Origin of the sequence: Sphingomicrobium clamense, assembly GCF_019264355.1 — a bacterium.
Classification (GTDB): Bacteria; Pseudomonadota; Alphaproteobacteria; order Sphingomonadales; family Sphingomonadaceae; genus Sphingomicrobium; species Sphingomicrobium clamense.
On the sequence record NZ_JAHVAH010000001.1, the window covers coordinates 1,200,966 to 1,226,679 of the forward strand.

At 64.8% G+C, this 25,714-nt stretch carries 29 protein-coding genes, 2 tRNA genes and 2 pseudogenes; 23 read left to right on the forward strand and 10 right to left on the reverse strand.

What is annotated here, in order from left to right; all coding sequences use genetic code 11:
• Positions 1–17 precede the first annotated feature (17 nt).
• The 5 genes and pseudogenes from KTQ36_RS06205 to KTQ36_RS06230 all read right to left on the reverse strand — a co-directional run bounded on the left by KTQ36_RS06205 (position 18) and on the right by KTQ36_RS06230 (position 3,717).
• Positions 18–338, reverse strand: coding sequence for a hypothetical protein (locus KTQ36_RS06205; RefSeq protein WP_218632840.1), 321 nt, complete (start codon positions 336–338; stop codon positions 18–20).
• Positions 339–403: 65 nt separating this feature from the next.
• Positions 404–1,323: pseudogene (locus KTQ36_RS11380) on the reverse strand (homocysteine S-methyltransferase family protein).
• A 63-nt stretch (positions 1,324–1,386) separates the two neighbouring features.
• Positions 1,387–1,471: transfer RNA gene (locus KTQ36_RS06220), tRNA-Leu, on the reverse strand.
• Between the two features lie 57 nt (positions 1,472–1,528).
• Positions 1,529–2,173, reverse strand: coding sequence for an SGNH/GDSL hydrolase family protein (locus tag KTQ36_RS06225; RefSeq protein WP_218632843.1), 645 nt, complete (start codon positions 2,171–2,173; stop codon positions 1,529–1,531).
• Between the two features lie 44 nt (positions 2,174–2,217).
• A pseudogene (locus KTQ36_RS06230) lies at positions 2,218–3,717 on the reverse strand (YifB family Mg chelatase-like AAA ATPase).
• Positions 3,718–3,826: 109 nt separating this feature from the next.
• Here KTQ36_RS06230 and KTQ36_RS06235 point away from each other — a divergent pair.
• From KTQ36_RS06235 to KTQ36_RS06245, 3 genes are all read left to right on the forward strand, one after another.
• Positions 3,827–5,008: an AI-2E family transporter gene (locus tag KTQ36_RS06235; RefSeq protein WP_218632844.1), complete on the forward strand. Its 1,182-nt coding sequence runs from the start codon at positions 3,827–3,829 to the stop codon at positions 5,006–5,008.
• Between the two features lie 78 nt (positions 5,009–5,086).
• Positions 5,087–5,163, forward strand: a tRNA-Asp gene (locus KTQ36_RS06240).
• 138 nt (positions 5,164–5,301) lie between these two features.
• Positions 5,302–6,303 carry a cytochrome D1 domain-containing protein gene (locus KTQ36_RS06245; protein ID WP_218632845.1) on the forward strand — a complete coding sequence of 334 codons (1,002 nt, stop codon included), beginning with the start codon at positions 5,302–5,304 and terminating at the stop codon, positions 6,301–6,303.
• Here the strand turns inward: KTQ36_RS06245 and KTQ36_RS06250 are convergent.
• The 4 genes from KTQ36_RS06250 to KTQ36_RS06265 all read right to left on the reverse strand — a co-directional run bounded on the left by KTQ36_RS06250 (position 6,300) and on the right by KTQ36_RS06265 (position 7,762).
• Entirely contained in the window at positions 6,300–6,521 is a 222-nt protein-coding gene (locus tag KTQ36_RS06250; protein WP_218632846.1) for a DUF2842 domain-containing protein, read from the reverse strand. The genes KTQ36_RS06245 and KTQ36_RS06250 overlap by 4 nt on opposite strands.
• Positions 6,521–7,099, reverse strand: a complete 579-nt coding sequence (locus tag KTQ36_RS06255) for a 5-formyltetrahydrofolate cyclo-ligase (protein WP_218632847.1) — start codon at positions 7,097–7,099, stop codon at positions 6,521–6,523. Before KTQ36_RS06255 ends, KTQ36_RS06250 begins: the two co-directional genes overlap by 1 nt.
• 151 nt (positions 7,100–7,250) lie before the next feature.
• Entirely contained in the window at positions 7,251–7,577 is a 327-nt protein-coding gene (locus KTQ36_RS06260; RefSeq protein ID WP_218632848.1) for a cell division protein ZapA, read from the reverse strand.
• Positions 7,574–7,762, reverse strand: coding sequence for a hypothetical protein (locus KTQ36_RS06265; protein WP_218632849.1), 189 nt, complete (start codon positions 7,760–7,762; stop codon positions 7,574–7,576). Before KTQ36_RS06265 ends, KTQ36_RS06260 begins: the two co-directional genes overlap by 4 nt.
• A 155-nt stretch (positions 7,763–7,917) precedes the next feature.
• On the opposite strand from KTQ36_RS06265, the gene tkt reads away from it, so the two are divergent.
• From tkt to KTQ36_RS06285, 4 genes are read left to right on the forward strand one after another with little or no spacing between them, the layout of a single operon-like run.
• Positions 7,918–9,891 carry a transketolase gene (gene tkt, locus KTQ36_RS06270; protein WP_255554401.1) on the forward strand — a complete coding sequence of 658 codons (1,974 nt, stop codon included), beginning with the start codon at positions 7,918–7,920 and terminating at the stop codon, positions 9,889–9,891.
• Positions 9,884–10,888: a type I glyceraldehyde-3-phosphate dehydrogenase gene (gap, locus tag KTQ36_RS06275; RefSeq protein WP_218632850.1), complete on the forward strand. Its 1,005-nt coding sequence runs from the start codon at positions 9,884–9,886 to the stop codon at positions 10,886–10,888. The genes tkt and gap overlap by 8 nt, the downstream gene beginning before the upstream one ends.
• 4 nt (positions 10,889–10,892) lie before the next feature.
• Entirely contained in the window at positions 10,893–12,095 is a 1,203-nt protein-coding gene (locus KTQ36_RS06280; RefSeq protein ID WP_218632851.1) for a phosphoglycerate kinase, read from the forward strand.
• A gap of 5 nt (positions 12,096–12,100) precedes the next feature.
• A complete protein-coding gene (locus KTQ36_RS06285) occupies positions 12,101–12,529 on the forward strand; it encodes a hypothetical protein (protein WP_218632852.1) in 429 nt (142 codons plus the stop codon).
• On the opposite strand, the gene KTQ36_RS06290 is transcribed toward KTQ36_RS06285, so the two are convergent.
• Positions 12,526–13,290, reverse strand: a complete 765-nt coding sequence (locus tag KTQ36_RS06290) for a flavodoxin family protein (RefSeq protein ID WP_218632853.1) — start codon at positions 13,288–13,290, stop codon at positions 12,526–12,528. The two genes, KTQ36_RS06285 and KTQ36_RS06290, sit on opposite strands and share 4 nt — an antisense overlap.
• A gap of 123 nt (positions 13,291–13,413) precedes the next feature.
• Between KTQ36_RS06290 and KTQ36_RS06295 the strand changes: the two genes are divergently transcribed.
• The 16 genes from KTQ36_RS06295 to nuoF all read left to right on the forward strand — a co-directional run bounded on the left by KTQ36_RS06295 (position 13,414) and on the right by nuoF (position 25,674).
• Positions 13,414–14,301, forward strand: a complete 888-nt coding sequence (locus KTQ36_RS06295) for a fructose bisphosphate aldolase (protein WP_218632854.1) — start codon at positions 13,414–13,416, stop codon at positions 14,299–14,301.
• Positions 14,301–14,978, forward strand: a complete 678-nt coding sequence (thiE, locus tag KTQ36_RS06300) for a thiamine phosphate synthase (RefSeq protein WP_218632855.1) — start codon at positions 14,301–14,303, stop codon at positions 14,976–14,978. Before KTQ36_RS06295 ends, thiE begins: the two co-directional genes overlap by 1 nt.
• A 53-nt stretch (positions 14,979–15,031) precedes the next feature.
• On the forward strand, positions 15,032–16,153 hold the full coding sequence (locus KTQ36_RS06305) for a L,D-transpeptidase family protein (protein WP_345777678.1): 1,122 nt from the start codon (positions 15,032–15,034) through the stop codon (positions 16,151–16,153).
• Between the two features lie 50 nt (positions 16,154–16,203).
• Positions 16,204–16,827 (forward strand): M23 family metallopeptidase, encoded by a 624-nt coding sequence (locus tag KTQ36_RS06310; RefSeq protein WP_255554402.1) that lies wholly within the window; start codon positions 16,204–16,206, stop codon positions 16,825–16,827.
• A 71-nt stretch (positions 16,828–16,898) separates the two neighbouring features.
• On the forward strand, positions 16,899–17,462 hold the full coding sequence (gene efp / locus KTQ36_RS06315) for an elongation factor P (RefSeq protein WP_218632856.1): 564 nt from the start codon (positions 16,899–16,901) through the stop codon (positions 17,460–17,462).
• The gene (locus tag KTQ36_RS06320; protein ID WP_218632857.1) at positions 17,462–18,043 is read left to right on the forward strand and encodes a DUF302 domain-containing protein; all 582 of its coding nucleotides are present in this window, start codon (positions 17,462–17,464) and stop codon (positions 18,041–18,043) included. The genes efp and KTQ36_RS06320 overlap by 1 nt, the downstream gene beginning before the upstream one ends.
• Positions 18,043–18,855 carry an inositol monophosphatase family protein gene (locus tag KTQ36_RS06325; protein ID WP_218632858.1) on the forward strand — a complete coding sequence of 271 codons (813 nt, stop codon included), beginning with the start codon at positions 18,043–18,045 and terminating at the stop codon, positions 18,853–18,855. The genes KTQ36_RS06320 and KTQ36_RS06325 overlap by 1 nt, the downstream gene beginning before the upstream one ends.
• A 15-nt stretch (positions 18,856–18,870) precedes the next feature.
• Positions 18,871–20,148, forward strand: coding sequence for an NHL repeat-containing protein (locus KTQ36_RS06330; RefSeq protein ID WP_218632859.1), 1,278 nt, complete (start codon positions 18,871–18,873; stop codon positions 20,146–20,148).
• A gap of 91 nt (positions 20,149–20,239) precedes the next feature.
• Positions 20,240–20,617: an NADH-quinone oxidoreductase subunit A gene (ndhC, locus tag KTQ36_RS06335; RefSeq protein ID WP_218632860.1), complete on the forward strand. Its 378-nt coding sequence runs from the start codon at positions 20,240–20,242 to the stop codon at positions 20,615–20,617.
• Positions 20,608–21,189 carry a NuoB/complex I 20 kDa subunit family protein gene (locus KTQ36_RS06340; RefSeq protein ID WP_218632861.1) on the forward strand — a complete coding sequence of 194 codons (582 nt, stop codon included), beginning with the start codon at positions 20,608–20,610 and terminating at the stop codon, positions 21,187–21,189. Before ndhC ends, KTQ36_RS06340 begins: the two co-directional genes overlap by 10 nt.
• Positions 21,186–22,058: an NADH-quinone oxidoreductase subunit C gene (locus tag KTQ36_RS06345; protein WP_218632862.1), complete on the forward strand. Its 873-nt coding sequence runs from the start codon at positions 21,186–21,188 to the stop codon at positions 22,056–22,058. The genes KTQ36_RS06340 and KTQ36_RS06345 overlap by 4 nt, the downstream gene beginning before the upstream one ends.
• The gene (locus KTQ36_RS06350; protein WP_218632863.1) at positions 22,055–23,338 is read left to right on the forward strand and encodes an NADH-quinone oxidoreductase subunit D; all 1,284 of its coding nucleotides are present in this window, start codon (positions 22,055–22,057) and stop codon (positions 23,336–23,338) included. The genes KTQ36_RS06345 and KTQ36_RS06350 overlap by 4 nt, the downstream gene beginning before the upstream one ends.
• Positions 23,338–24,003, forward strand: coding sequence for a complex I 24 kDa subunit family protein (locus tag KTQ36_RS06355; RefSeq protein ID WP_218632864.1), 666 nt, complete (start codon positions 23,338–23,340; stop codon positions 24,001–24,003). The genes KTQ36_RS06350 and KTQ36_RS06355 overlap by 1 nt, the downstream gene beginning before the upstream one ends.
• Positions 24,000–24,224 (forward strand): hypothetical protein, encoded by a 225-nt coding sequence (locus KTQ36_RS06360; protein WP_218632865.1) that lies wholly within the window; start codon positions 24,000–24,002, stop codon positions 24,222–24,224. Before KTQ36_RS06355 ends, KTQ36_RS06360 begins: the two co-directional genes overlap by 4 nt.
• On the forward strand, positions 24,224–24,370 hold the full coding sequence (locus KTQ36_RS06365; protein ID WP_218632866.1) for a hypothetical protein: 147 nt from the start codon (positions 24,224–24,226) through the stop codon (positions 24,368–24,370). The genes KTQ36_RS06360 and KTQ36_RS06365 overlap by 1 nt, the downstream gene beginning before the upstream one ends.
• Positions 24,370–25,674 (forward strand): NADH-quinone oxidoreductase subunit NuoF, encoded by a 1,305-nt coding sequence (gene nuoF, locus KTQ36_RS06370; protein WP_218632867.1) that lies wholly within the window; start codon positions 24,370–24,372, stop codon positions 25,672–25,674. Before KTQ36_RS06365 ends, nuoF begins: the two co-directional genes overlap by 1 nt.
• Positions 25,675–25,714 lie beyond the last annotated feature (40 nt).

Genomic DNA, 25,714 nt, shown 5'->3' on the forward strand with positions numbered 1-25,714 from the left:
GGCGACAAAGTCAATTGTCATGCCCCGTCATTTTGACGCTGCGCGGCCTTTTTCTGCTCTTTGAGCAGCTTCTCACGGCGAAGCGCGGAACGACGGCGCAGGCCCCAGTCGGTCCAACGGCCCGCCTCGGGCTGCCAGCGCTTGAACCGCACATATTGGCGGCGCGCCCAGCGGCTGGTGCGCAGAGTGAGCGCGAGACCCGCTGCCGCGACGAAGACGCCGCCCGGGCCCGGGAGGGCGCCGACGACGGGTGCAGCGAGCAGCAGCAGGACGCCAATGAGGAACACGACCGTGCTGGCCGGTTCCCGATCGATCCACTTCTTGCCGCTTGCGCCCATAGGAGTTCATTTGGGGAGCGCCGCGAGTCGAGGCAAGGGCGTGAACGCGCTCATGCGAAGAAATTTCAGTCGGCGCAGGCCTTCGCGATCTCCGCGACATGGCGATGGTCGGTGCCGCAGCAGCCGCCCATGACGGTCAAATGCGGCAGGCGATCGCGCAGCGCGCGATATTGTGCGCCCAATTCGACGGGGTCGCCATCGTCGAGCACGTCCATATTGTCGAGTTCCTCGTGGCTCATGCGCGAGGCATTGGCGCGCACGCCCTTGAGCCGCGGCGCCCAGGGCGCATCAGGGTCGAGCACGGCGTCGAAATGGTCAGGGTGGGCGCAATTGACCATGAAATAAGCGGGCGCGCCGCCTGTCGCCTCGTCGACCTGTGCGATGGCATCGCCCAGCGCATCGCCGGTCGGGAGCCTGCCGTCGGTTTCAACCGTGAAGCTGATCGCGCAGGGGAGACCGGCGTCGGTCGCTGCCTGAACGACCCCGATGGCCTCGGGAATATTGGTCATCGTGATCGCGGTGATCATGTCGACGCCTTCTTCGGCGAAGATGCCACCTGCCATGCGTGATAGTCGCGCGCTTCCTCCACGCTCATCGCGCTGCCCGGATCGTATCCGTCGCCGCGCGGGCCGATCTGGCCCGAGACGACGATCGCATCGTTGTCGTCGCGTTCGCGCAGGCTTTTCATCAGCTTGATAGCGTCCCTATTGCGCGTTTCCAGCTCGTCCACGCTCATGTCGAGCGGGATTGCCCAGTCGCAACTGCCGCGCCAGGTGGGGCTTTCTAGGATGAAGCCGGCACGATGTTCGCGCGCGGTCTTGAGGTAAGGCAGGTAATAGGCGGCGAGCGCGGCGAACTTCTCCGGCGTGTCGAACAGGGTCGACGAGGAGAAATGCGGCAGGTCGATATCGTGATTGAACAGGAGGTCGGTCTCGAGCCCTCCATCGGTCAGGAAGAAACGCGACAATTGCGGCAGGTCGGCCATGATGCCCTCCTTCGACCGCACGAAGATACGCTGCACGAGGCCATCTGGCAAAGAGGGTGGCTGTGGTACCTCCGGTCGGACTCGAACCGACACTTCTTTCGAAACTCGATTTTGAGTCGAGCGCGTCTACCAATTCCGCCACGGAGGCACTGCGCAGGCTGACTAGTGGGAAGGCGCGCGCGGTGCAAGCGCCTTGCATTTCGCGTCAGGTCAATTTGCCACGGATGAAGGTGGCGACCTGCTCGCCAAGGCGGCGGTAGCCTTCCTCGGTATAGTGCACATCGCCCGGCGCAACGAACATGTCCTCGTCGAATTGCTGAGACAGGCTGCGCAGGTCGTTCACGGGAAGGCCGTGGCGATTGACCACCTCCAGCGCTGCCTCGTGGTAGGCGGCGCAGTCCGACACGAAGCGTCCCGGCTCGTTCTCGGGGACGATCGTCGTGGTTGCCCATGTCAGGCGGTCGGTGGCTTCGCCGAGGCGGCGGATCAGGACTTCGAGATTCTCGGCGTAGCCGGCGACGGGCACGATCTGTTTGCCGTTGATCTTGTCGAGCTGCGTCTCGGTATCGAGCTCGGGGTTGCGGTAGGCGAGGTCATGGAGGCCGAAATTGAAATGGATGAGGTCCCAATGCGTGTCGTTGAGCCAGCGCAACAGCCATTTGCGTCCATAGATGGTGTGCCGGCAGTTGGTGCGCGGGCGGTAGACGGTCGCGATGTCCGCGAGGCGCTCGGCAACGGTCTCAGCATAGGCGGTCACGATCGAATCGCCGATCAGGAGAACCTTGATCGGACCGCATTCGCGGTCGAGGACCGGGTGCGTGATGTTGGGGCGCTGCAACGGCGGTGACATGGGCGCTGCCTAACGCAATCGGCGGCCCGGGGGCAACGATGCGTTCAGGCGCGCGGCGCTTGGTGGCGGTAGCTGAGCGCTTCGGCGACGTGGATGCGGCCGACGTCGTCTGCGCCTGCCAGGTCGGCGATGGTGCGCGCGACCTTGAGCGTGCGGTGGTAGGCGCGGGCGGACAGGCCCATGGCGGCGGCGGCCTGGGTGAGGAGCTTGCGGCCGGCCTCGTCCGGCGTCGCGTGCGTTTCGAGCTCTTCGCCATTCAATTCGGTATTGATGCGCGCCTTGCCCTGGCGCTGCGCCTGTCGCTGCCGGGCCGAGGCGACGCGGTGCGCGACATCTTCGCTGCCTTCTGCGGGCGGAGGGAGCGAGAGGTCGGCGGCGCTGACGGGCGCGACTTCGACGCTGAGATCGATGCGGTCGAGGAGGGGCCCCGAGATCTTCGACTGATAGTCGGCGGCGCACCGCGGGGCGCGGCTGCAGGCGCGTGAGGGATCGCCGAGATGACCGCAGCGGCAGGGGTTCATCGCGGCGACCAGCTGCACGCGCGCGGGGTAGGAGACGTGGGCGTTGGCGCGGGCAATGTCGACGCGGCCGGTTTCGAGTGGCTGGCGGAGGCTGTCGAGCACGCTGCGCTGATATTCGGGGAGCTCGTCGAGGAACAGCACGCCGCGATGGGCGAGGCTGATCTCGCCGGGTTTGGCCTTGTGCCCGCCGCCGACGAGCGCGGGCATTGAGGCGCTGTGATGCGGGTCGCGTTAGGGGCGGCGGCGCTTGAGGCGACCGTCGAGCGTGCCTGCGATCGAGGCGATCATCGATACTTCGAGCGCCTCGGCGGCATCGAGTGGCGGGAGGATGGAGGGGAGGCAGGCGGCGAGCATCGATTTGCCCGCGCCGGGCGGGCCGCTCATCAATAGCGAATGCCCCCCGGCTGCCGCAATCTCGAGCGCGCGCTTGGCGGTTTCCTGGCCTTTCACCGCCTTGAGGTCGGCGCCGCCGGTAAGCGGTTCGGCTTCGCCGGGCGCGGGCTTGGCGAGGAGGGCTGTGCCCTTGAAATGCGCGGTGAGGGCGAGGAGGTCGGGCGCGGCCAATACGTCGAGCTCGCCCGCCCACGCAGCCTCTGCGCCCTGCGCGGCGGGGCAGATCAGGCCGAGCTCGTTTGCGCTCGCGTGGAGCGCGGCGAGCAGGACGCCCGGGCTGGGCATCAGGCGGCCGTCGAGACCCAGCTCGCCGACCGACACGTAGCCGCTGAGCATCTCGGCATCGAGCGCGCCGAGCGCGGCCAGCAGGCCGAGCGCGATGGGCAAGTCATAATGCGAGCCTTCCTTGGGCAGGTCGGCGGGCGACAGGTTGACGGTGATCCGCTTGGGCGGAAGGGCAAGGCCGACCGACTGGAGCGCGGCGCGGACGCGCTCACGGCTTTCGGCAACCGCCTTGTCGGGCAGGCCGACGATGACGAATGCGGGAAGGCCGGTCGACAGCTGGACCTGGACCTCGACGCGGCGCGCCTCCAGCCCGAGATAGGCGGTGGTGAAACAGGTGGCGACCATCACGCGGTCGCTTTCGGGTAATTCAACAGGCCCCCTGGCTTCGGCGCACCATCGTTAGACCGCGCACGTAACGATTGGCAAGAGACTGCGGATTTCCTAGGGTGCGGGCATGGACGGGGCACCGCAGAAACCGGATGACGTAATCGCCGAGCGCCGGCGTCTTGGCGCCGAGCAGCATACGCTCGAGGTCAAGCGCGTGCGGCTGCTCGCCGCGCTGGCGCTGTTCGCCGGGGTTGGGCTGGCCGTGGCGCTGCCCTTTGCGTTGCGTGCTGGGGCCGAATTCTTCCTGCCCGTGACGGCGGCTTTGGTCATCGCGATCGCGCTGGTGCCGCTGCTTGAGTGGTTCGAGCGGCGTGGATTGCCAAGCCTGCTCGCGGCGCTGGCCAGCGTCGTCGCCTTCATCCTGTTCATGACGTTCGTGGTGGCATCGATCGTGCTGCCCGCCATCGACTGGTTCGCGCTCCTGCCCGAGCGGATTGGACGGGTGAAAACCGCGCTGGCGCCGGTGATCGACTTCTACAATGCGATCGAGGCGTTCATCGAGAATAGCGTCAGCCAGGTCGCAGGGCTCGACGAAGGCGAACGCGTCTTTCTCGATACGCCCAACAGCCTGCTCGACCTGTTCACCGCATCGGCACCATTCGCCGCGATCCAGACTTTCTTCGCGCTGCTCGTCGTCTTCTTCTTCCTCGCCGGCTGGACCAGCATGCGCGAGCGCACGATTACCAGCCGCGGCAGTTTCGAAGGGGCGCTGACGACTGCACGAGTCATCCAGCAGGTCGTCGATGCGACCTCGACCTATATCGGCACGATCACCATCGTGAACCTGCTGCTCGGCACGCTTACGGCTACCATCCTCTGGATGCTCGGCATGGACAGTCCGGTCATGTGGGGCGGCATCGTCGCGGTGCTCAACTTCGTGCCCTATATCGGCCCGATCTTCTCAACCGTGCTGCTGTGGTTGGGCGGGTTGATGAGCTTCACCGACCCCTTCACTGCGCTGCTCCCCCCGCTCATCTTCGTCGGTCTGCATACGGTCGAAGCCAACGTCATCACCCCGATGATCGTGGGCAAGCGCGTGCGCATCTCGCCGCTGCTGATCCTGCTCTCGCTCAGCTTCTGGGCGTGGATCTGGGGCACGACCGGCGCGCTGCTCGCCATTCCGCTGCTGATCATCATTCGCACCGTCTTTGCGGCGGCCGGAACGCCGGATATTGCCGGCTTCCTATTCGAGCACGGCACGCTCACGCATATCGGCGAAGATGACGAGGACGACGAAGAGTCCGGTTAGCGCGAAAAAATCGCCGTCGGGTCATTTGCGTTGTTGACAGGGCGAGGCCCCTTTTCTAATTGCCCCGCCACACACCAAGCGGGTGTAGCTCAGTTGGTTAGAGCGCCGGCCTGTCACGCCGGAGGTCGCGGGTTCGAGTCCCGTCACTCGCGCCACTTTCTTCTTGAAAGTGAAGTGGATAGAGACGCCTCGGCAATTGCCGGGGCGTTTTTCGTTTCGGCCAATGGTCGAAGCTTGCTGGCCCGCCGAACCGCTTGCGCGTAGCGTCATCCCCGAACCATGGGAGAATGACGATGCGCCTTCCTCTGATCGCCAGCCTCGTTGCATTCGCTGCGCCCGCCGAGGCGCAGACGCTCGTTGTCGGCAACAAGGCCGAACATACGGTTAGCTTCGTCGACCTGGAGAGCGGGCAGGAGGTTGCTCGCCGAGAGACCGGACGCGCGCCGCACGAGATCGCGGTGTCGCCCGATGGCAAGACCGCGGTGCTCGTGAGCTATCGCGAGCCGGGCTATAACGGCAACACGCTGCACGTCTTCGACGTCGCGACCGGCGAGAAGCAGCGCGTGATCGACCTAGGCGAACATCGCGGCCCGCACGGGCTCAAATGGATCGGCGGCACGAACCGCGTGATCGCAACCACCGAAGTCACGCAGGATGTCGTCATCGCCGATATCGCGACGGGCGAGGTCGTCGAATCGATCGATACCGACATGCAGGGCACTCACATGGTCGCCCTGAGCCCGAACCAGAAGACCGCTTATGTGGCCAGCATCGGATCGAACAATTTTTCTGTCCTCGACCTCGAGGCGATGAAGAAAGTCGCCGACGTGCCGGCGGGGCTGCAGTCAGAGGCGATCCAGGTATCGCCCGACGGACGCGAAATCTGGGTCGGGTCCAATGGCGACAAGACGGTCACCGTCTACGACGCGCACAGCCTCGAGCAAGTCGCCCAGTTCGAGACTGACGGCGTGCCCATTCGCGTCGAACCGAGCCCCGATGGCAAGCATGTCGCGGTCAGTCTCGCCAACACCGACAAGGTGCTGATCGTCGACGCCGCGACCCGCGAGGAAGTCACGACCATCGACCTCGCCAGCGTCGAGAAGAAGACGCCCGTCACCATGCTCTGGCGCCCCGACGGCCAGCAGCTGTTCGTCGCCACGACGCAAAGCGCGAGCGTGATCGAGATCGATCCGTCGGACTGGTCGATCAGCCGCATTTTCGCGGTCGGCGCGGGGTCGGACGGACTGGCTTATTCGCCGCTCGATACGGCGACGCGCGATGGCGAGGCGGGTTAGGCCTTGAACTTGCCCGTCTGCATCCAGCGCAGCGCGGGTTTGAGCGGCGCGATCCAGATCAGGCCGACGACGAGGTAGAAGACCGCCTGCAAGAGCATGTGCCACTGCCCGATCGTGCTCGAAAAGCTGGCGACGATACCGGCCCAAACGATGATCCAGGCGATGATACCGAAAATGCCGACCAGCTGACGGCTATTGGGTTCGTGGACGGGCTGCATCAGAATTCCTCGAGATAGCGGGGGCAGGCGAAGGCGTGCAGGGGCACGTCCCAATCTTCTGCCGGGATGTCGGTGTCGAGCCGCTGGACCTTCCATCCGAGGCCGATGAGTCTGGCGCCTGCCTCTTTCTGGGCTGCGAGGACGCGGTCGTAATGCCCTTTGCCCTGGCCGAGCCGCGTGCCGCCATTGCCGCAAGCGACCAGCGGGACGAGGATCAGGTCGGGCGTAACGACGGGCGCGTCCGTCGTCGGCTGCATGATCCGGTGCGGGCCCGGCATGGAGGGCTCACCCGCGCGGAAGCGGAACATCTCGTCGCCTTCCTCGAAAGCCGGATAGGCGATGGTCTTGCCCAGCCGCCGAGCGCGGACGATTGCGCGGGCGGGCGACAATTCGCTGCCGATCGGGCTGTAGGTGCCGATGATGCGCGCGCTGGCGAGGACAGGGGCGAGCAGCTCGGCGAGATTTTCCTCGAGCGCATGACGCGTCTCGTCCTCGAGCCGCGAGACGAAGCGCATGCGGGCCGCGCGCGCTTCCTTACGAAGTTTCGCCTTGATCGGGTGGGGTGACGGGACCGCCATGGTCGTTTGCCTCCGTATCCTCTGACGCCAAAACGTCAGGTGGGCGCCATATGATCCGAACCAGGGTCCGGGCAGGGACAGCTCCCTAGGATGATGAAAGCCTCAGGGATAGTAGATTGCTCGTGCCAGGCAGTACCCGTCGCGAGGCGATTTAGGCGCTGACGCTCGCATTCTCAAGGGAATTGGCAATCGCTTCGAGGCGTTCGGCCAACGCTTCGGCGGCTTCGACCTGCGCCTCGTCGATCGAGGCGGGTGCCGCGACGGGCACGGCATTGCCTTCGCCGTTGAGCATCTGGTCGGCCATGAGCAGCGCCGCGAAGAAGAACTGGCGGGCCTCGGACAGATTGCCGAGACCGGCAATCACTTCGCGGCTCTTCTGGTCGACCAGCCGCCCGGCCGCGCGCAGATTTTCCTCTTCGCCATCACGGCAGCGGACCTGGTAGGGGCGACCGCAGATGGTGAGTTCGATATCGCTCACGAGGCTTTCTCCGCATCGGCGATCAGCTTGTCGAGTTCCGCGAGGATCGGCGTGATCGCGGAACGAATCGCCGCACCGCCGTCGCCTTCGCCGCCTCCGGAGGGGAGGTTGGCGCTCGCCTTGTCGATCCTGTCGGCGGCGAGACGGGCGCGGGTGAGCGCGTTTGCGAGGCGTTCTTCACTCATCGTGTGAAGTTGCTAGCGCACGCCGCTGGCCATCTCAAGCATGACTTCACGCGGGCGCGCGGTTGACGCCCCGCGTCAGGCTTTCCATAGGCGATGCAAAGGGGCCTCCGGGGCGATTCTCGGGCGGGCCCTTCGCCATACCCAAGGAGGCCGATTTGCCCACCCAACGTCGTCTCGCCAATGCCATCCGGGCCTTGTCGATGGATGCGGTCCAGGCCGCCAATTCAGGGCATCCCGGCATGCCGATGGGAATGGCGGACGCGGCGACGGCGCTGTTCACGAATCATCTCAAGCACGATCCGAGCGATCCGCACTGGCACGATCGCGATCGCTTCGTCCTGTCGGCGGGTCACGGCTCGATGCTGATCTATTCGCTGCTCTACCTCACCGGGTATGACAAGCCGACGATCGAGGACATCAAGAATTTCCGCCAGATCACTTCGCCCTGCGCAGGGCATCCGGAAAACTTCCTGCTCGACGGCGTCGAAGCGACGACCGGTCCGCTGGGCCAGGGGTTCGCGCAGGCGGTCGGCATGGCGATCGCCGAGCGGCACCTGAACGCGATCTACGGCGACGATCTGGTCAACCACCACACCTATGTCGTGGCGGGCGATGGCTGCCTGATGGAAGGCATCAACCACGAGGCCGCGGGGCTGGCGGGGCATTTGAAGCTCGGCCGCCTGATCGTGCTGTGGGACGATAACGAGATCACGATCGACGGCCCGACCGACCTGTCGCGCAAGGAAGACGTGCTCGGCCGCTTCGAGGCGATGGGCTGGCACACGCTCGAATGCGACGGCATGCGCGCCGACAGCGTCACCAACGCGATCGAGGATGCGAAGGGGCATCAACGCCCGACGCTGATCCGCTGCAAAACGATCATCGGCTTCGGTGCGCCCAACAAGCAGGGTACTGCGGCGACGCACGGCGCGCCGCTCGGCCCCGACGAGATCGAAGCCGCGCGCAAGGAACTGGGCTGGGATGCCGAGCCCTTCGTCATTCCCGACGACGTTCTGTCCAAGTGGCGTGTGGCGGGCAAGCGCTCGGCGGACGACAAGGCTGCATGGCAGGAGCGGCTCGACGCGCACCCGAAGAAACAGGAGTTCCTCGACCGCATGGCGGGCAAGATGGACCGCCGCTGGCTCCACGACCTGACGACCAAGCTGGTCGAGGATCAGCCCAAGATGGCGACCCGCAAGGCGAGCGAAGTCGCGCTCGACGCAATCAACGCGGCGATCCCCGCGACCATCGGCGGTTCGGCCGACCTCACCGGCTCGAACAATACCAAGGCTGGGGGGATCGAGCCGCTGACCGCCGACAATTATGGCGGGCGTTACATCTATTACGGCATCCGCGAATTCGGCATGGCCGCGGCGATGAACGGCATGGCGCTGCACGGGGGCGTGATGCCCTATGGCGGCACCTTCCTCGTCTTCTCCGACTATAGCCGCGGCGCGATCCGCCTCGGCGCATTGCAGGGCGCGAAGGTCGTCCATGTCATGACCCACGACAGCATCGGGCTTGGCGAAGACGGGCCGACGCACCAGCCGATCGAGCATCTCCAGTCGCTGCGCGCGATGCCGGGTCTCACCGTCTATCGCCCCGCAGACGCGGTGGAGACGGCGGAGGCCTGGGCCGACGCGCTGGCAGGCGAGGGCGCTGCACTGATCGCCTTGTCGCGCCAGGGCCTGCCCGCGGTGCGCACCGAGAATGCCGAGCATAACCTGACGTCGAAGGGCGCCTATCGCTTGAAGGATGCCGAAGGCGAGCGCCGCGTCATCCTGATCGCGACGGGCAGCGAAGTGCATCTCGCGCTCGAAGTCGCGGCCAAACTGGAAGAAGCGGGCGTCGGCACCGAAGTCGTTTCGATGGTCTCGACCGACAAATATGACGCGCAGGATGCGGACTATAAGAACGACATCCTGCCCGACGTCTCGAACACCGAAGTGCTGCGCGTTTCGATCGAGGCGGGCACGACCTACGGGTGGGAGCGCTATACCGGCATCCACGGCATGAACATCGGTCTCGACCGGTTCGGGGCGTCCGCGCCCGCGCCGGTGCTGTTCGAAAAATTCGGCTTCACCCCGGAAGCCATCACTGAAAAAATCCAGGAGCGTTTGAATGACTAAAGTCGCCATCAACGGGTTCGGCCGCATCGGTCGCCTCGTCGCCCGTGCCATCCTCGAGCGGGACGATCACGATCTCGACCTCGTCGCGATCAACGACCTTGCCGACGCCAAGGCCAACGCGCTCCTGTTCCAGTATGACAGCTCGCACGGCCGCTTCCCGGGCACGGTCGAAGTCGACGGCGATACGATCACGGTCAACGGCAAGGCGATCAAGGTCACCTCGGAGCGTAATCCGGGCGACCTGCCGCACGGCGACATGGGCATCGACATCGTGCTCGAATGCACCGGCTTCTTCCAGTCGGACAAGGCCGCGCGCCCGCATATCTCCGCGGGTGCCAAGAAGGTGCTGATCTCGGCTCCGGCCAAGAATGTCAGCAAGACGATCGTATTCGGCGTCAACCAGGACACGCTGACCGCCGAGGACGATGTCGTCTCGAACGCCAGTTGCACCACCAACTGCCTCGCGCCCGTCGCCAAGGTCCTCAACGACACGGTCGGGATCGAGCGCGGTTTCATGACCACCATCCACAGCTACACCAACGACCAGCGCATGCTCGACCAGATGCACAGCGACATGCGCCGTGCACGTGGCGGTGCGCAGAACATGATCCCGACGACGACGGGTGCGGCCCGCGCGGTCGGCCTCGTGCTCCCCGAACTCAACGGCAAGCTCGACGGTTCGTCGGTGCGCGTGCCGACGCCCAACGTCAGCCTCGTCGATCTCGTCTTCACGCCGGGTCGCGACACGAGCGCCGAAGAACTCAACGCCGCGCTCAAGGCGGCTGCAGAGGGCCCGATGAAGGGCGTGCTCGACTATACCGACCAGCCGCTGGTCTCGAGCGACTTCAACCATCATCCTGCGTCGTCGACCATCGACAGCCTCGAAACCAGCGTGATGGAGGGCAAGCTCGCCCGCGTCGTCAGCTGGTACGACAATGAATGGGGTTTCTCGAACCGCATGATCGACACGGCCGGCGTGATGGCGAAGTTCCTCTAAGCCGATGGCCGCATTCCAGACCCTCGACGACCTCCCCGCCGACCTGACGGGCAAGAAGGTCCTCGTTCGCGCGGACCTCAACGTGCCGATGGCCGACGGGGACGTCACCGACGACACGCGGCTGCGTGCCGTGCTGCCGACGATTTCGGAACTGGCGGAGAAGGGCGCGATCGTGCTCCTCCTCTCGCACTTCCGGCGTCCCGAGGGTCGGGTGCGGCCGGACATGTCGACTGCCTTGCTGGTCACCCCGCTGCACGAGCTGACCGGGCGGAGCGTCAAATTCATCGAGGATTGCCAGGGCGAACATGCCGCGCGGGCGATCTCGATCATGCTGCCGGGCGGGATCGGCATCCTGGAAAACACGCGTTTCCACGATGGTGAGACGGCGAACGATCCGGAACTGGCCAAGGGGATGGCGGCGCTCGGAGACTATTACGTCAACGACGCCTTTTCGGCGGCGCACCGCGCGCATGCCTCGACCGTGGGCGTCGCGCAGCACCTGCCGTCATTCGCGGGACGTGCGATGGAGGCCGAGCTGAAGGCGCTAGACGCCGCGCTCGGCAATCCCGAGCATCCGGTGGCGGCGGTCGTGGGCGGAGCGAAGGTCTCGACCAAGCTTTCAGTGCTCCACAATCTCGTTTCCAAGGTCGACCGCCTGATCATCGGCGGCGGCATGGCCAACACCTTCCTTGCCGCGCGCGGGGTCGACGTCGGCAAGTCGTTGTGCGAAAAAGACCTGATCGGCGAGGCGAACGAGATTTTCGAGAAGGCCGAAGCCGCCGACTGCACCATCCACTTGCCGTACGATGTCGTCGTGGCCAAGGAATTCGCGGCGAATCCCGACAGCCTGCGTACGGTCAACGTGCACGAGGTGGCCGGGGAAGAGATGATCCTCGACGTCGGGCCTGCGGCGGTCGAAGCGCTCGGAGATGCGATCAAGAACTGCAAGACTCTGGTGTGGAACGGGCCGCTCGGTGCGTTCGAGACCGAGCCGTTCGATGCCGCTACCGTGGCGCTCGCGAAGACCGCGGCGGCGCTGACCGAAGGCGGTTCGCTGATCAGCGTGGCGGGCGGGGGCGACACGGTCGCAGCGCTCAACCATGCAGGGGTCGCAGACGATTTCACCTTCGTCTCGACTGCGGGCGGCGCTTTCCTCGAATGGATGGAAGGCAAGGCGCTTCCCGGCGTGGAGGCCCTCAAGGCGTAACTCCCATGGCAGACATTGCTTCGACCATCGAAACGCTCGAGCACAAGCTCATGCGCGGCTGGATCCAGCGCGACACGCGGGTGATGCGCAAGCTCACCGAACGCGACCTCATGATCATCGTCGGGGCGGGCAAGAGCCTGCTGCTCGACCGCCCGAGCTGGCTCGATGCGGGCGCGGCGCGCTGGACCGCCAGCGGCTACCGCTTCCGCGACGTGTTCGTGCGCAAGCATGGCAGCACCGTCTGGTTCGCGGCGGCGTGCGATCTGGAAATGAAGCTCGACGGCGGTGACTGGTCGGGCCAGTTCTGGATCACCGACCTGTGGAAGCGCGGCACGGTGACCCGCAAATGGAACCTCGCCGAACGCAGCCTCTCGCGCGTCGACAACGACGACAGCGTCCCCGGCGCGATCCGCCAGCTTCAGTTGTGGCGTTAATCGCCTAGCCGATATTCCGGGTTGGGCCAGCCGGGCTTGGACCCGTCATCCCATTCCGTCCTGACATTGCCGACCGCGGGGATGCCGCCTGCGTCCTTCAGCATCTTTGCCATGTGCATGCAGTTGAAGGCCATGAAGGTCGTGTTTCGCTGCGTGAATTCGTTGTCGAAGCCCGCGCGCGACCCGTCGTCCTGCTCGTCACCATAGCTCGGGCCGGGCCCGGCCTCGCCGATCCAGCCGCAATCGGCCTGGGGCGGGATGGTGTAGCCGACATGCTGCATTGAATAGAGCACACCCATGCCGACATGCTTAATGCCGTCCTCGTTACCGGTCACCACGCAGCCGCCGACCTTGCCATAGAAAAGATATTGTCCCTTCTCGTTGGTCTGGCCGCTATGCGCATAGAGCTTCTCGATAAAAGCCTGCGCGAGGCTCGATTTCTCGCCCAGCCAGATGGGCGTGCCGAGGATGCAGATGTCGGCGCCGATGACCCGGTCGCAAATTTTCGGCCAGTCGTCATGGTCCCAGCCATGCTCGGTCATGTCGGGGTAAACGCCGGGCGCGAGCCGATGTTCGGACAAGCGAAGCCGGTCGACTTCGACTTCGCAGCTGGTGAAGATCTGCTCGACCACGTCGAGCAGCGTGTCGGTGTGGCTGTCCACGCCGGGATGTTTGAGCGTGGCATTTACCAGCACCGCCTTCAATCCGGCGAAACAGCCGTCGGCAGCGCTCGAGAGCTGCTCGATTCGCTCGCTATCCATGTCGCCCTCCATCCGGTGATCGTTCACCAACCAATGGGCGGGCTCGAAGGGGGTTCCGCAGCGCGGCTGCGCAGGGTAGGGCGTGCCATCACTTTCCACACAGCGCACGAGGGACGAATCACCATGAACCGCGACCAGATGACCGCACAGATCCGAGGCGGAAACGGCTTCATCGCCGCATTGGACCAGTCGGGCGGTTCGACCCCCAAGGCGCTCGCCGGCTACGGCGTGGGCGAAGACGCCTGGAGCAGCGAAGAAGAGATGTTCGCGCTGATCCACCAGATGCGCAGCCGCGTGATCACCTCGCCGAGCTTCTCGAGCGGCAAGATCCTCGGCGCGATCCTGTTCGAACGCACGATGGACGGCGACATCGACGGCACGCCGGTCCCCGACAAGCTCAAGGAACTGGGCATCGTTCCCTTCATCAAGGTCGACCAGGGCCTCGCGCAGGAAGAAAATGGCGTCCAGCTGATGAACCCGCTGACCAAGCTCGATGCGCTGCTCGAAAAGTCGGTCGCCAAGGGCATGTTCGGCACCAAGATGCGCTCGGTCATCAACCATGCCGACGAAGACGGCATCCGCGCCATCGTCGACCAGCAGATGGAGGCCGCCAACAGGATCCTCGACGCCGGGCTGATCCCGATCGTCGAGCCCGAGGTGAACATCAAATCGGAAAGCCGCGCCGAAGCCGACATGCTCCTCTTCCAGGAGCTGATGCGCGCCGTGGCCGGCATGGAAGGCGACCGCGAGATCATGCTCAAGCTGTCGCTGCCCAAGCAGCCCGACCTGTTCGCGCCGCTGGTCGCGCACGACAAGATTATGCGCGTGGTCGCGCTCTCGGGCGGCTACAGCCATGACGATGCGGTCGCCGAGCTGAAGAAGAATCGCGGCATGATCGCCAGCTTCAGCCGCGCGCTCCTGCAGGACCTTCGCGCCGACATGGACGATGGCGAGTTCGACAAGACGCTCGGCGGCGCCATCAACTCGATCGCGGACGCTTCGGCGACCTGATGAGCGGCAGCGGGCTTATCGACGAATTCGACTTTTCGGTGTTCCCGCCGCCCGAGCGGGAACATCCCTGCCAACTATACCTGATCAGCCCCGAGGACATCGGCGGCGATTTCCCCGACCGGTTGCGCGCGGCGCTGTCCGGCGGCGACGTCGCCGCGTTCCAGCTGCGCGTCAAAGGACTGCAGAGCCACGACCTGGCCAATGCCGCAAAACCGCTGCTCGAGATTTGCCGCGAGCATGACGTGGCTTTCATCGTCAACGACAGCGTGTCGATGGCGAAGCGCCTCGATGCCGACGGCGTGCACCTGGGACAGGGCGATGGCGACGTGAAGGACGCGCGCCGCGAGCTTGGCCCGTCGAAAATGATCGGCGTCACCTGTCACGCCTCGCGCCATCTCGCGATGGAAGCGGGTGAGGCAGGCGCCGACTATGTTGCGTTCGGGGCCTTCTATCCCAGTGAGACCAAGGCCAGCGACCACCGTCCCGAGCCGGGCATCCTGAGCTGGTGGGCGAGCCTGTTCGAGCTTCCCTGCGTCGCGATTGGCGGCATCACGCCGGCTAACGCAAAAGAGCTCGTCGAAGCCGGCGCGGACTTCCTCGCCGTCTCGGGCGCGGTCTGGAATGCCGACGACCCTGCGGCGGTCGTCAAACGCTTCGGCGAAATGCTCAACGGATAAAAGCGGGCACTTTGGCGTTGGTGGCGTAACGAACTGCCAACAGGAGGGCTCCAGTGCCGCGTTTTCCCATTCTTTCGACCTTTGCCGCCGCCATCGCGCTTAGCGCGGGCGGCGCCTTGATGATTGCCCAGCCCGCCGATGCGCAGGCGAGCAAGGAAGCTTCCGAAAAGCCCGACGCCACCGAAGCCAAGACCAAGCCGGGGCGCACCTACGGCTCGACCGCGCTCGACGAGGGAGAGGGCAACGAGCGCAAGATGGAAGACATCGACAACGACGTGTTCCACGCCATGGTCCTGCTCGACCGCGCCAACTTCTCGCCCGGCGTGATCGACGGTCGCTCGGGCAAGAATTTCGAATGGGCGCTCAAGGGCTACCAGGAAGCAAACGGGCTCGAAGTTACCGGCCGCCTCGATACGCCGACCCGCAAATCGCTGCTTAAGGACGGCCGCGCGCCCACGCGCTTCCTGCGCATCGACGAGACCAGCTTCGGTTCGCCGCATAAGGAAATCCCCGAAGACGCGGAAGAGCAGGCCGAAATGGAGGCGATGCCTTACGAGAATTTGTTCGAGGAAGTGGCCGAACGTTTCCACACTACCAGTGAGACGCTGATCGCGCTCAATGGCGACAAGGCACGCAATGTCGAGATCGGCACCGTGCTACAGCTTCCCAACGTGCTGCCTTCGAGCCGCGATTATGGTGATCTCGAGGGCACGCAGCGTGACATGTTCAACGCGCTTAACGTCCAGCCCGACGGCGGCGCCAAGGGCACGCGCATCGTCGTCGACGAAAGCGACGGGCAGATGCGCGTCTATGACAATGACGACAAGCTGGTCGCGCAGTTCCCGGTCACCACCGGAAGCGAGAACGATCCGCTGCCGCTCGGTAAGTGGAAGGTGCAGGCTTACAGCTTCCTGCCGCCTTTCCATTACCAGCCCGACCTCTTCTGGGACGTCGACGATAGCGAAGAGAGCCAGATGCTTCCGCCGGGTCCCAACGGGCCGGTGGGTGTCGCGTGGCTCGACCTGACCAAGGAGCATTACGGCATTCACGGCACGCCCGAGCCGCAGACCATCGGCTATACCGAGAGCCATGGCTGCCTGCGCATGACCAACTGGGACGTGCTCACCCTGTCGCGCATCCTCGATGAGGGCTTCGAGGCGGAGTTCGTCGCCTGAAGATCCTCGTCACCTTCATCCTGACCAGCGCCTTCTGGCTGGTCGCCTTCATGTCGGGAATGATCTCGACGCCATTGGGCGAAGAGACGCGGTCGGAAAATCCGATCCACGATCCCGAAGTCGGCGACCGGATTGACGGTAAGGTCGACGGCGCGGGCGACAAGGTTACGCTCGACCGCGAGGCGAAGCCGCCCGTGACGATCGCCGAGTCGGTCGAGGTGGGTCCCTCGGGTCTCGCCATCCCCGTCGTCGGAAAGACTGCCGACGACCTGGTCGACACTTTCACCCAGGCGCGTGCCGGTGGCGCCCGCCGTCACGACGCGATCGACATCATGGCCGATACCGGCACACCGGTCGTCGCCGCGTCCGAGGGCCGGCTCGAAAAAATCTATTTCTCCGAAGGCGGGGGCGGCAAGACGCTCTACGTCCGCTCCGACGACGGGCGCTGGATCTATTATTACGCCCATCTCGACGGCTATGCGCCGGGGCTCGAGGAAGGACAGCGCATCCGGCTTGGACAGCGGCTGGGCACGGTCGGCTATTCGGGCAATGCCAGTCCCGACGGCCCGCACCTCCATTTCGCGATCCATCGCATGGAGCCCGAAGAGGATTGGTGGGAAGGCCGGCCGATCAACCCCTATCCATTGCTTGCGGGACGGCGCACGGGCGGCTAGTGGCCATCTCGAAGGAACGGTTTCGCTCCTTTGGCTCTTTCATTCGTACACAGCATATAGGCGGATCACTCATGAAGATCAGCGGCGTCGACATTCGTCCCGGCAACATCATCGAATATGAAAACGGCATCTGGAAGGCCGTGAAGATCCAGCACACCCAGCCCGGCAAGGGCGGGGCCTATATGCAGGTCGAACTCAAGAACGTCATCGACGGTCGCAAGACCAACGTCCGCTTCCGCAGTGCGGAAACGGTCGAAAAGGTGCGCCTCGACACGGTCGAATATCAGTTCCTATTCGCCGACGGCGATGACCTGACCTTCATGCACAAGGAAAATTACGAGCAGATCATCGTCAATCGCGACATGCTCGGCGACCAGGCGGCGTTCCTGACCGACGGCATGGACGTAATGCTCGAAATGTATGACGAAAAGCCGATTTCGGTGCAGCTGCCGCAGTTCAGCGAGCATGAAATCGTCGAGGCCGATGCGGTCGTGAAGGGGCAAACCGCCTCGTCCAGCTACAAGCCCGCAGTGCTCGACAATGGCGTGCGCATCATGGTGCCGCCGCACATCACCACGGGCACGCGCGTTGTCGTCGACACGGGGGAAGTGACCTACGTGAAGAGAGCCGACTGATGATCAAAGCCGTCCTGCCGCTTGCCGCTGTCCTGACCCTCGCCGCCTGCGCCGAGGACTCGGACCCGTTCGTCCAGGAGAGCGCGACCAGCAACCAGATGACCGAAGGCGAGGAGCGCGCTGGCTCTGCCGTGGCTGGCTTTGGCGACGGCATGATCACGCGCGTGGTCGACGGCACCGTCGACGAAGCGGTCGAACGGCTCGAGGACGCGCTCGAGCAGAAGGGCTTCAACATTGTCGCGAAGCTCGACCACCGTGCCAATGCCGAGAAGGTCGAGCTCGAGCTGACCCCGGCGACCGTCATCTTCTTCGGCAAGCCCGACGTTGGCACGCCGCTGATGAAGGCTGCGCCCAGCGCGGCGCTCGACCTCCCCCAGCGCATGGCCATCTATCGCGACGCGAAGGGCGAGGTGGTCGTTGCCTATAACGACCCTCGCTACATCGCGACGCGTCACAACATCACCGGCGAGGACCAGCGGCTCGAAAAAATCGCCGAGGCGCTTTCCAGCCTCGCCTCGATCGCGGCGGGCGAGATGCCCGAGGCCGACGACACCAATTCTGATCAGGACGAAGAAAACTAATGGTTTCCCACTCGGGTCTCATCACCGTCATGCAGCGCGCCGTGCACAAGGCCGCGCCGCGCCTGCGCCGTGACTTCGGCGAAGTCGAACAGTTGCAGGTCTCCAAGAAGGGGCCGGCGGACTTCGTATCGATGGCCGACAAGCGTGCCGAGCGCACGATCGTCGAAGAGCTGCAGCACGCGCGCCCCGACTGGGGCCTGCTGCTCGAGGAAGGTGGCGAGGTCGAGGGTAATCCCGACAAGCCGCGCTGGGTTGTCGATCCGCTCGACGGTACTTCCAACTTCCTCCACGGCCTGCCGCACTTTGCCATCTCGATCGCGGTCGAGGACAAGAAGCCCAACGGCGAGCCCGAGATCACCCACGCGATGGTCTACCAGCCGCTGACCGACGAGACCTTCTGGGCCGAAAAGGGTCGCGGGGCCTGGCTCCACGATCGCCGCCTGCGCGTGTCCTCGCGCCGCTATCTCGACGAAAGCCTGATCGGCACCGGCATGCCGCACATGGGGCGCGGCAATAGCGGCGAGTGGACCAAACTATACAACGCCATCGCCCCCGAAGTGTCGGGCATCCGCCGCATGGGCGCGGCCAGCCTCGACTTCGCCTATGTCGCCGCAGGTCGTCTTGACGGTTTCTGGGAAGACGATCTCGACTGGTGGGACGTCGCGGCCGGCCTGTTGCTGGTGAAGGAAGCCGGCGGCTTCATCACCGACTATCGCGGCCAGGACCGCATGGCCGCCCGTCGACAATATCTGGCGGCTAATGGAGAACTCCATAGCAAGCTGCACAAGCTGGTGGCACGCTCCCTTCGTTAGTTCGAAGGGGGGCGCATGAAGCAGTTTTTCGCAGTCACGTTGGCGCTGGGCGCGTGCGCGCCTGCTTTACCGCCCGCAGAGCCCGCCAGCATCGCGCCCACCGCCGACGAGCGCTGGCGCAGCCTGCCCGATTGGTCGACCGTCGACCGATTGAGGGCATCGGCAGACATCGACGCCATGCGTGCGCTCGTGTCGGCCAATCCCAACAGCGCCATCGCCCAGCGCCGCCTGCTAGTCGCAGCATTCCAGGCCGGCGACGCCGACGTCGCGCGCGACGCGCTGGCGCAGATGTCCGCGATGGAATTGCTGCTCCAGCCCGCTTCCAACGAACAGCTTTCGAAGCTCGTGGACACCGCTCAAGAAACGTCGCGCGAGGTCGAGCCCCTGCGCGCCGCCGTGACCAACAGCGTGGCGCTGTTCTCCATCCCCGCCGACATCCGCCTGTCCGAGGCGATCGCGCATGACCCTGCAACAGGGCGCTGGTTAACCGGCTCGGTCGTCGACCGCACGCTTCACGTCAGCAGCGACGGTAGCAATTGGCAGCGCGTGCCCACCCGCACGCTCGGCAGCGTCATGGGCATTCTCGTCGACGAAGAGCGCCGCACCCTCTGGATTTCGTGCGGGCGGATCGAACAGACGCGAAGCCCGCAGACAGGGTTCGTCGGCCTCGTCGCGCTTGATCTCGACACACTCGAAGAGAAACGCCGTATCACCGCCCCACGCGAGGTCGAAGCGCTCGGCGACCTGGCGCTTGCGCCTGACGGCGCGGTGCTGGCGAGCAGCCCGACGAGCGGCGAAGTCTGGCGGCTGGGGCCGGGCAGGGGGCAGCTCGCGCCGCTGATCGCCAAGGGCCATCTCTCAAGCCCGCAAGGCATCGTCGTCCACCCGTCGGGCCGTTTCGCCTACGTCGCCGACTGGGCCTACGGCATCGCGATGGTCGACATCGACAGCCGCTCGCTCAAGCGCCTGTCGGGCCCCGCAAATCTCGCGCTCGACGGCACCGACACGATGTTCTGGCACGACGGCGACCTCATCGCCGTCCAGAACGGCCTCGCTCCCAAGCGGATCGTGCGTCTCTCGCTCGACGAGGACGGCACCACCGTCACCGGCGCGACCCTACTCGAACGCGCAGTGCCCGAATGGGGCGAACCCACCACCGGACAAATCGTCGGCAATGCCCTCGTCTACGCCTCCGATCCGCAGTGGGAACGCTACGGCGAGGAAGGCGCGATCGAGGGCGAGGAGACGCTGCGCCCCAGCGTCGTGCGGCGAATGGTGCTGGGCGCGCAATAAAAGCGCCGATTTTGCGCCTCTAGGCGGTTGCCCCTCACGTCTTGCTGTCCTAAAGCCGCGCCAAGCCTGACCACTAGCTCCGGAGCATCCCTTGGCAGACGTCGCCGCCGGATATCTACCGATCCTCATTTTCCTGGCCATCGCGCTGGTGCTGTCGACTGCATTCGTCGGCCTGCCGATGATCGTTTCGCGTCTCACCGGCGCGCACCAGCCGGACGCCGAAAAACTCAGCGAATATGAGTGCGGTTTCCCCGCCTTCGAGGACACGCGCGACCAGTTCGACGTGCGTTTCTATCTCGTCGCGATCCTGTTCATCATCTTCGACCTCGAAGCGGCCTTCCTCTTCCCGTGGGCGGTCACCGTCGTCGGGTTGGGCTGGGCGGCGTGGATCGCAATGATGATCTTCCTCGTCGAGCTGACTCTCGGCCTTGTCTATGCGTGGCAAAAGGGAGCGCTCGAATGGGAGTAGTACTCGACCCCGCAGCGAACCCGCATCCGACCGAGGAAGAGCTGGCGCGCGCCGCCGGTCTCGTGCCCGGCGGCCCCGACATGCAGAAGTTCGAGGAGATGCGCAAAGAGCTCGACGAGAAGGGTTTCCTGGTCACCACGACCGAGGACCTGTTCAAGTGGGCGCGCACCGGCTCGCTATGGTGGATGACCTTCGGCCTTGCCTGCTGCGCGGTCGAGATGATCCACGTCAACATGCCGCGCTACGACCTCGAACGCTTCGGCGTCGCACCCCGCGCGAGCCCGCGCCAGTCCGACGTCATGATCGTCGCCGGCACGCTCTGCAACAAGATGGCCCCCGCGCTGCGCAAGGTCTACGACCAGATGAGCGAACCGCGCTACGTCATCTCGATGGGCAGCTGCGCCAATGGCGGCGGCTATTATCACTATAGCTACAGCGTCGTTCGCGGCTGCGACCGTATCGTGCCGGTCGACATCTACGTGCCCGGCTGCCCGCCGACTGCGGAAGCCTTGCTCTACGGCATCATGCAGCTGCAGCGGAAAATCCGCCGTGAGGGGACGATCGAGCGATGAGCAGTCCTGCCCCGAAGATCGCGGAGCGCGACGGCTTCGCGGACGACTATGCCAAGGCGATCGGCAGCGCGCTGGTCGACACCAAGGATCATGTCGGCGAGCTGACCTTCACCGTCACGCGCGACGGGCTGGTCGAGGCGGCCAAAACGCTGCGCGACACGTTCGGCTACCAGCAACTGATGGAAATTGCCGGCGCCGACTATCCCGATCGCGCCGAACGGTTCGAAGTCAATTACCACTTCCTTTCGGTTACGCATAACCATCGCGTGCGGCTGAAGGTGCTGACCGACGAGGCGACGTCGGTGCCCTCGCTGACGGGCCTGTGGCCGGTCGCGGGCTGGCTCGAACGCGAAGTGTTCGACCTTTACGGCGTCGATTTTTCGGGCAATCCCGACCTTCGCCGCATTCTCACCGACTATGGCTTCGAGGGCCATCCGCTGCGCAAGGACTTCCCGATGACGGGCCATGTCGAGCTGCGCTATTCGGAGAGCGAGAAGCGCGTCGTCTACGAGCCGGTCAAGCTGCCGCAGGACTTCCGCACCTTCGATTTCCTGATGCCGTGGGAAGGCGCCGAATATCGCCTGCCGGGCGACGAGAAGGCCGAAGGCGAGGCGCCGGGCGCGCCGACCCCGGCCAAGGCCCCGACCGGCGAAAAGGTCGAGCCCAAGGCACCGCCGCCTGCGCCCAAGACCACCGACGAGCCCAGCGACACGGGCGCGGGCGAGCCGACCGACGAGAAAGCCAAGGAAGAAGCGCGCGATCCGGTCGCCGACAAGGCCGATCATGCCGGCGGCGAAGACACTGACGTGCCGTCGCCCGAAACGCGCGAAGATGCGCCCGTCGATCCGCGCAAAGGTGACAGCGAATGACGACCAAGGTGGAAATCCAGACCTTCCCGGACGAGCGCGCCAAGGCGTTCGACGAGCTTCGCAAGGTCGATCACGAGGTCGTCCTTGACCAGCCGCATACCGCGGGCGACGAGACAATCTCCAACTACACGATCAACTTTGGCCCGCAGCATCCTGCTGCGCACGGTGTGCTGCGCCTGATCATGGAGCTGGACGGCGAAATCGTCGAGCGCGTCGATCCGCATGTCGGCCTGCTCCATCGCGGCACCGAGAAGCTGATCGAGTACAAGACCTACGCGCAGGCGCTGCCTTACTTCGATCGCCTCGATTACTGTTCGCCCATGTGCATGGAGCATAGCTACGTGCTCGCGGTCGAAAAATTGCTCGGGCTCGAAGTCCCGCTGCGCGCGCAATATATCCGCGTGCTGATGGCGGAATTGACCCGCATCTCCAACCACATGCTCAACCTCGGCAGCCACGTCATGGACGTGGGCGCGATGACGCCCAACCTGTGGCTGTTCGAAGTGCGCGAAGACACGATGAACTTCTACGAGAAGGTGTCGGGCGCGCGCATGCATGCCAACTATTTCCGCGTCGGCGGCGTCCACCAGGACATCCCCGAGAGCGTGCTCGCCGAAATGGGCGAGTGGCTGGACACGCGCATGCACCTGTTCGAGGACGCGATGAGCCTCGTCGTCGACAACCGCATCTTCAAGCAGCGCAACGTCGATATCGGCGTCGTTAGCAAGGAAGATGCGCTGGCATGGGGCTTCTCGGGCCCGATGATCCGCGCCTCGGGCATCGCCTGGGATTTGCGCAAGTCGCAGCCCTACGAAGTCTATGACCGCATGGACTTCGACATTCCGGTGGGGACGAAGGGCGACTGCTACGACCGCTTCATGGTCCGCGTCGAGGAAGTGCGCCAGTCGATGCGCATCATGAAACAGTGCCTCGCCGAAATGCCCAAGGGGCCGATCGGCAGCCTCGACCGCAAGGTCTTCCCGCCCAACCGCGGCGAGATGAAGCAGTCGATGGAAGCACTGATCCACCACTTCAAGCTCTACACCGAGGGCTATCATGTGCCCGCGGGCGAGGTGTATGTCGCGACCGAAAGCCCCAAGGGCGAATTCGGCGTCTATCTCGTCGCCGACGGCACCAACAAACCCTATCGCTGCAAGATCCGTCCCACGGCGTTTTCGCACCTGCAGGCGATGGATTTCATGATGAAGGGCCACATGCTGGCCGACACGACGGCGGTGCTTTCCGCGATCGACGTCGTCTTTGGGGAGTGTGACCGCTAATGGCCGGCCGTCATTTTGCCGCTGATACGCCCGAACTGCGCGCGCAGTGGTCGGACTTTGCCTGGGACGATGTCGCAGCTCCCGAGGCGAAGCGTATCCTCGCCAAATATCCCGAGGGTCGCCAGGCGTCGGCGTGCCTGCCTTTCCTCGATCTCGCCCAGCGGCAGGTCGGGCGGATGACCGAAACGCAGGGCTGGCTGCCGATCCCGGTGATCGAGTTCGTCGCCGCCCAGCTCGACATGCCCGTCGTGCGCGTGATGGAAGTCGCGAGCTTCTACACGATGTACAATCTTGTGCCGGTCGGGAAATATCACGTCCAGGTGTGCGGCACGACGCCGTGCATGCTGCGCGGCTCGGACGATGTCATGAAGGCCTGCAAGGCGAAGGGCATGGTCAAGGGTCACACGACCGAGGACGGCCTCTTCACCCTGACCGAGGTCGAGTGCATGGGCGCCTGCGCCAACGCGCCGATGGTCCAGATCAACGATGACAATTACGAGGATCTCACCGAAGAGCGCACGCTCCAGATCCTCGACGCGCTCGCCGAAGGCAAGGAGCCGCCGGTCGGCCCGCAGACCGGTCGCCAGGCCAGCTGCCCCGAAGGCGGCCCGACCAGCCTCAAGAAAATGGCCGAGCGCAATTACGACTATCGGGGACAGTGGTGACCGAGAGCCGCCGGAAGGATTTTGCGCGCGAGCATCCGATCCTCAACGGATTGGTGTGGGGCGTGCTGTTCTTCCTCGTCATGAATTTCCTGCGCCCGCTGGTTGGCCGTCCTGTCGAAGGTGACGCGCAATTGGCGCTCGGCGTCGGTGCGATCGTGGGCGGGTTCGTCTACGGCGTCGTCATGATGCTGCTGTCGAAACCTAAGGACGGAGACGCCTGATGCACACGGTTATCAAGGTCATCGTCGCCATTCTCGCGATTGTCATCGCCTGGAATATCTTCAAGAGCCTGCTGGGCCTCCTGCTCGGCGTGGCGCTTGCCGCCGGCCTCTATGTCGGCGCGACCAAATTGCTGGAGAAGAAGTAATGGGCAGCACCACGCCCCTTGCCGACAAGGACCGCATCTTCACCAACGTCTACGGCTTCCAGGGCGCGGACCTGAAGTCGGCGCAGGCGCGCGGCGACTGGGACAAGACTGCCGACCTGATGAAGCTCGGCCAGGACACCATCATCGAGATGGTCAAGGATAGCGGCCTGCGCGGTCGCGGCGGCGCGGGCTTCCCGACCGGCATGAAGTGGGGCTTCATGCCCAAGGAACCGACGCCCGGCCGTCCCAACTTCCTCGTCATCAACGCCGACGAATCCGAACCCGGGTCCTGCAAGGACCGCGAGATCATTCGCCACGACCCGCAAAAGCTGGTCGAGGGCGCTTTGCTCTCCGCCTTCGCGATGCGCGCGCGTGCGGCCTACATCTACATCCGCGGCGAATTCATCCGCGAGGCGCAGGTGCTCGAAGACGCCGTCGCCGAAGCATACGCCGCCGGCCTGCTCGGCAAGAATGCCGCGGGCTCGGGCTACGACTTCGACCTGTTTGTTCACCGCGGGGCAGGGGCCTATATTTGCGGCGAAGAGACCGCGATGCTCGAAAGCCTCGAGGGCAAGAAGGGGCAACCGCGCCTCAAGCCTCCTTTCCCGGCGGGCGCAGGTCTCTACGGCTGCCCCACCACCGTCAACAACGTGGAATCGATCGCGGTCGTCCCGACGATCCTTCGCCGCGGCGCCGAATGGTTCAAGAGCTTCGGCCGCGAAGGCAATGCTGGCACCAAGCTGTTCCAGATCTCGGGCCACGTGAACAAGCCGTGCGTCGTCGAGGAATCGATGAGCATCAGCTTCCGCGAACTGATCGACCTCCACGCCGGCGGCCTCAAGGGCGGGTGGGACAATCTCCTCGCTGTCATCCCGGGCGGCTCGTCGGTCCCGCTGGTCCCGGCCGAGCAGATCATGGACGCGCCGATGGATTTCGACGGGCTCAAGGAGCTGGGCTCGGGCCTCGGCACCGCTGCCGTCATCGTCATGGACAAGTCGACCGACATCGTTCGTGCCATTTCGCGCATCAGCTACTTCTACAAGCACGAGAGCTGCGGCCAGTGCACGCCGTGCCGCGAAGGCACGGGCTGGATGTGGCGCACCATGGAAAAGCTGCGCACCGGCGACGTCGATGCCGGCACGATCGACCGCCTGTTTGACGTCACCAAGCAGGTCGAAGGCCACACCATCTGCGCGCTCGGCGACGCGGCGGCCTGGCCGATCCAGGGCCTCATCCGCCACTTCCGCCCGGAACTCGAGCGCCGCATCGCCGAAAATGGCGGCCAGCTCGAAGCCGCTGAATAGCTTCAGCTTGTAAACCCCCGTCGTCATTGGCTAAGCCGAT